The sequence below is a fragment of the Methanospirillum sp. genome (assembly GCF_035406105.1).
Classification (GTDB): domain Archaea; phylum Halobacteriota; class Methanomicrobia; order Methanomicrobiales; family Methanospirillaceae; genus Methanospirillum.
This window is the reverse complement of record NZ_DAONKG010000173.1, coordinates 1,893-5,312: the sequence shown is the minus strand read 5'-3', so window position 1 is coordinate 5,312 and position 3,420 is coordinate 1,893. Positions and strand designations below refer to the sequence as shown.

At 48.2% G+C, this 3,420-nt stretch carries 4 protein-coding genes; 3 read left to right on the top strand and 1 reads right to left on the bottom strand.

What is annotated here, in order from left to right:
• Nucleotides 1-943, top strand: a 943-nt coding sequence (locus tag PLA23_RS10130; RefSeq protein ID WP_324475107.1) for a hypothetical protein, incomplete at its 5' end; no start/stop codon positions are given.
• A 142-nt stretch (nucleotides 944-1,085) separates the two neighbouring features.
• Here PLA23_RS10130 and PLA23_RS10125 read toward each other — a convergent pair.
• Nucleotides 1,086-1,226 carry a hypothetical protein gene (locus PLA23_RS10125; protein WP_324331394.1) on the bottom strand — a complete coding sequence of 47 codons (141 nt, stop codon included), beginning with the start codon at nucleotides 1,224-1,226 and terminating at the stop codon, nucleotides 1,086-1,088.
• 4 nt (nucleotides 1,227-1,230) lie between these two features.
• Here PLA23_RS10125 and PLA23_RS10120 point away from each other — a divergent pair, with 4 nt between their 5' ends.
• Together PLA23_RS10120 and PLA23_RS10115 are read left to right on the top strand one after the other, a co-directional pair.
• The gene (locus PLA23_RS10120; RefSeq protein ID WP_324331396.1) at nucleotides 1,231-2,409 is read left to right on the top strand and encodes a hypothetical protein; all 1,179 of its coding nucleotides are present in this window, start codon (nucleotides 1,231-1,233) and stop codon (nucleotides 2,407-2,409) included.
• Nucleotides 2,410-2,493: 84 nt separating this feature from the next.
• Complete coding sequence (locus tag PLA23_RS10115) at nucleotides 2,494-3,303, top strand: phosphotransferase family protein (protein ID WP_324331398.1); 810 nt, start codon at nucleotides 2,494-2,496, stop codon at nucleotides 3,301-3,303.
• The last annotated feature ends 117 nt before the right edge of the window (nucleotides 3,304-3,420 follow it).

Below are 3,420 nucleotides of genomic sequence, written 5' to 3'. Positions count from 1 at the left end.
CATGAAATATTATCACCGATCATTTCTCTCTATGAAAAAAACAATCATCGTTTTACTCTTCCTTCTTTGTAATTTTATTATCGTTCTGACGGTTTCCGGTACCACCAGCGAACCTTCTGCACTCCTCTCCGGATCCGATGAAAATAATCAGAAAACGCCAGAATTTGTTTATTATTATCCTCATATGCAAACCATTCGGGAAGAGGCAGACCGTATCATCCTCTGTGACACCCTGTTGTCCATGATATCAGGTGGAAACTGCCCGTTTGATGGTTTCAATGAAGAACAGGAGGAATGTGTACCCCTTCCGGAAGGCTGGTCATTGTATCCCTGTAATGGTACGGCGGTCCTTGAAGCGTTCCCTCATCTTCACATTTCTCCCGGCAAAAAGATTTCAGGCTATTATTATCTGACATTTATGATGGGTGTCCCGGTTTTGTCTGTTTTTGATACAAACGAGACTCTCACTCTTCCGGATGAGTATAAAACCGATATGTATAACAAAATCCCTCCCTCTGGTGATGGAGAGATATTCAAGTATATCTCTGGTGATAATAGTCCTGAATCATACCCTGAAGCATCAGTTCTGCGTAAAATGATTCGAAATCACACATCTGTTTTGAAAAGGCACACATGGTCAGCCCACATCATTCTGAATGATGACATGGTTGCAACCGCACGTAATGACACCGTATCATCCCAGGCTGTTCCTTCATCAGATGAACTGAAGAGTCCAAAATGGAATTGGAAAGGAGATTATCCGGAACGGTTTGACCCTGTCGTGATTATCCGGAATGATTCGGTGACCGTTCAGTTCTATACCTACTCTGGACTGAATAACCGAATCATTACCAGATATACAGATACATACCCGAATGGTTCCTACATACCGGAATCTGAAGAGATAACCATTGCGTCAGGGGAAGGCGGGTATTTCTATTAAAACCGGGAAAAAGTGATATTCGATTATTATTCAATTAAAATCAGGTCAGATGTCTGTCTTTACCAGACGGGTATTGTCTCATTGACATCTCCGCATACCGAAAACGATGAAATGCGTGACTGTAGTTCATGAATCAACTATCTTAATCAGACAACGGGACGAATAACTGTACAGGAGCACCACCCATTACATCCGGGACAAAAAACCACGGCATACCAGGCCCGATCCTTGGGAGCACATTCGAACTGACCCTTGAGACCGTCATCCTGGTTGTCTTTGGCATATTCATGCTCCTCTTTGGTCTGCTGCAGTATCCTGTCCAGGCAGGAATGCTCTCCTTTCATCCTGACGGGACCTTTGGCCTTGTCCTGCTCCTCCTCTCAATTCAGATGATCACCGTGGGAAAGACCCCGTTTGGGACATTCCGCCGTACCTGGCTTATCATTATCCTTGGTGTCGGAACCGCTGTTCCTGGAACCGGTGCCTGTTTTATACCCGGGCTGCTGACCGGAATAATCCGTTTTTTTGTCGCATTCCTGATGATAACCGGAGGAACAGCCCTATTTCTTCAGCTGGTATGGTCCGGTGAGAGAGCACGGCAGTGGATCAGAATTCCGGGTATTTTGCGTCATCTGACCATTGCCTGTGCCCTTGTGTATCTGCTTGAAGTATGGTTCGGATGTGCAGTTCTCGTTCCCTCTCTTCTCCCCGGTATCCCCATCTCAATCCTTGCCCTCTTATTCGGCATCAGTCTCTTCTATCTTGCCTTTTGTCTCCAGAGGGTCTCGGATACATATCCCCGGGGTGCAGGGTGCCAGGACGAAGAAGAATCGTCTTATCTATCGAATGCATTCCGGTTTCTTCTGTTGCAGGAGGCATCTCTCTCTGTTCCGGTCTCATTCCTGATCCTGCTTGGGGTCATCTTCACCCTCTTTGCCCTGCTGCTAATCCCGATAGGCCTTGGGCTCTACCCGTTCTCACGGGACAGTCAGTTCGGCCTGCTGATGGTTATCATGGCTATTCAGGTCCTGGCCCTTGGAAAAACCCCGCTCGGGATATACAAACGTTCATGGCCCCTGATTCTCATCGGGCTGCTCATCGTTTCCCTTGGAATATGTTCCTGCATGATTCCCGGCCTTCTGACCGGCTGGATGCTGACAAGCCTGGGATTATGGAATCTTATCACGGGAAGTCTGGGCCTTTTCAAAATAATCCGGCCATACCTGCAGAAAAATGCTGCCATACCAAATGACAGAGCCCCCCGTTCTCCGGTGAAGAAAAAAACCGCCGGCCTTCTCATGATGCTGCATCTGATGACACTTATGTTCGGACTGAACCTGATCGTTCCTTTTCTTATTCCAACAATTATTCCCATTATTCTCTTCATCCTGGGTCTGCTTTTCTTCCGTCTTGCCACTATCCTGAATACCGTACCTGCACGGGAACAGGAGAATCGAATAGTATAAACATGGGTAAAAAAGATTATTGTCTTCATCACGTGTATGCATCGTCACCATGACGACAATTCATTCGTGAGATGAGGGGTACGTATGCAGGATGAAACAGGTAAAACCGGTGAAACACCACTCTTTCAGGATATCGGGGATGACAGTGCGTTCATACAGCGGTATGGGGAGCGTATAGGCGTTGGAATGGCTGCGGTTATCTATGTCAGGGATGGAATCGCAGCAAAGGTATTCAGGGAGAATAAGCCGAAAACAGACGCATTTCAGGAGGCGTATGCCATGGCGGTGGTAAATGAACTCAATGTTCCCTCTCCACGGGTGTATGGCGTTGAGACCTTCTGTAACCGGACCGTCCTTCTCATGGATGCGGTCAAAGGCACATCACTCCTTGATATGATGCTCAAAGACACACGCAGGGTGCCGTATGTGCTCGATACAGTTGCCCGGCTTCAGGCAGCACTGCATGCGATCGAGTTTTCCGGATTTCGAACGATGAAAATCATGCTCCAGGCGATGATTACCGCAAGCCCCGGTCTTGCCCCTGCTGAAAAAGAACGGCTCACAAAACTGCTGGCACAACTTCCTGAAGATATCCGGCTCTGTCATGGCGATTTTCATGGCGGTAATATCCTCTGTGACGGTGATTCCTGTATCATCATCGACTGGGGGGAGGTGTCATGTGGCTCTCCGGCCGCCGATGCATGCCGCAGTTACATGGATTATTACATCGCCCGGCAGGGATATGAGGAACAGTATCTGGATGCATACTGTGCGGTGACCGGGAGGACCCGGGAGGAGATACTGGCATGGCTTCCGGTTGTCGTCGGTTCTGTCTACGGGTATCTCACTCCGGAAGCTCAAAAGATCGTCAGACCATTATTCAAGACGATATAAACGGGATGGAACCTGATGGAATCTGATTGAATCTGGTGGAAACAGACCGAACCGGATGAATACGGCCGGACATGAATGAGATGAACTGACGGGAGAGAAGCAGCCGGACGCTGTCTG

Coding starts and splice junctions, on each gene's coding strand:
- PLA23_RS10125 (WP_324331394.1), bottom strand. CDS start 1,226: ATGCCAAAGACAACCAGGATGACGGTCTCAAGGGTCAGTTCGAATGTG.
- PLA23_RS10120 (WP_324331396.1), top strand. CDS start 1,231: ATGCTCCTCTTTGGTCTGCTGCAGTATCCTGTCCAGGCAGGAATGCTC.
- PLA23_RS10115 (WP_324331398.1), top strand. CDS start 2,494: ATGCAGGATGAAACAGGTAAAACCGGTGAAACACCACTCTTTCAGGAT.